We start from the raw sequence: 1,156 nt of genomic DNA on the forward strand, positions 1-1,156 counted from the left end.
TTGAATCTGGCGTCCGGAAGCTGATCTCTCCCGTTCGCTCGAAGCGGTAGCCCGTTTGTGTTACATGGGCTCACAGCCCGAAAGAAAGCTGGTGGCGCCGCTTCTCCTTACCGCTTTGAACCCGGACAGTTGACTGAGCCTCGAGCTCGTATCTTTGCAAGTATGGGTGCTGTGGTGAACCAAATCCAATCCTCTTCCGTCTCGCCTTTGTTCGTTGGCATCGATGTCAGCGGCTCCTTTCTCGACATCGCCTTCCACGAATCCTCCGAACTCTTTCGCCTGGCCAATTCTCCCGATGGCTTCGCGCAGCTGATCCACCGACTGCTGCCGCTCAACCCACAACTCATCGTGCTCGAAGCCACCGGCAAGCTCGAACGCGCCGTCCTCGAAGCCCTCTGCCAGGCCGGCTTGCCCGCCGTCGCGGTCAATCCCAAGCGGGTGCGCGACTTCGCCAGGTCCGCCGGCGTACGGGCCAAGACCGATCGCATCGATGCGCGCCTCATCGCCCGCTATGGCGCGACCATCAAACCCGAAGTCAGACCCCTGAACGACGAGCAAACCCAGCAGTTGCAGGCCCTCATCCTGCGCCGCGCACAGCTCATCGAGATGCTCACCGCCGAGCAAAATCGCCGCAAACGCGCCCATAAATCCGCTTTGCCAAGCATCGATGAGTTCATTCGCTTCATCTCACAGCGCATCAAGGACGCCGATCGCGACATCGACGCCTTCCTGCACGCCAACGATCTCTGGCGCAAGACCGAGGCCGTGCTGCGCTCGGTGCCCGGCATCGGCAAAGGCGCCGCGGCCGTGCTCATTGCCTTTCTGCCCGAACTCGGAACCCTCAACGCCCGCGAAATCGCCTCGCTCGCCGGGCTCGCCCCGTTCAATTCCGATAGCGGCGCTCACTGCGGCCAGCGACACGTCTCGGGCGGCCGCCCCATCGTGCGGCGCGCCCTCTACATGGCCTGCGTCGCCGCCCAGCGATCCAACGCGCACATCAAGGCGTTTTGCGACCGCCTGCGCGCCAGAGGCAAAAAGACCAAAGTCGCATTCGTCGCAGCAATGCGCAAGATGCTCACCCAGCTCAACGCCATGATGCGCGACGGCACAACTTGGAATCCCCCAAAACCATGATCCTTACCAACTCAACCCTTGA

The 1,156-nt window shown here is 62.0% G+C and carries 1 protein-coding gene; it reads left to right on the forward strand.

Annotated elements, in window-relative coordinates:
• The first annotated feature begins 183 nt into the window (after positions 1 to 183).
• A complete protein-coding gene (locus NCS02_RS36140) occupies positions 184 to 1,134 on the forward strand; it encodes an IS110 family RNA-guided transposase (RefSeq protein ID WP_425129925.1) in 951 nt (316 codons plus the stop codon).
• Positions 1,135 to 1,156: the final 22 nt, after the last annotated feature.

The sequence above is a fragment of the Caballeronia sp. NCF2 genome (genome assembly GCF_023631205.1).
Taxonomy (GTDB): domain Bacteria; phylum Pseudomonadota; class Gammaproteobacteria; order Burkholderiales; family Burkholderiaceae; genus Caballeronia; species Caballeronia zhejiangensis.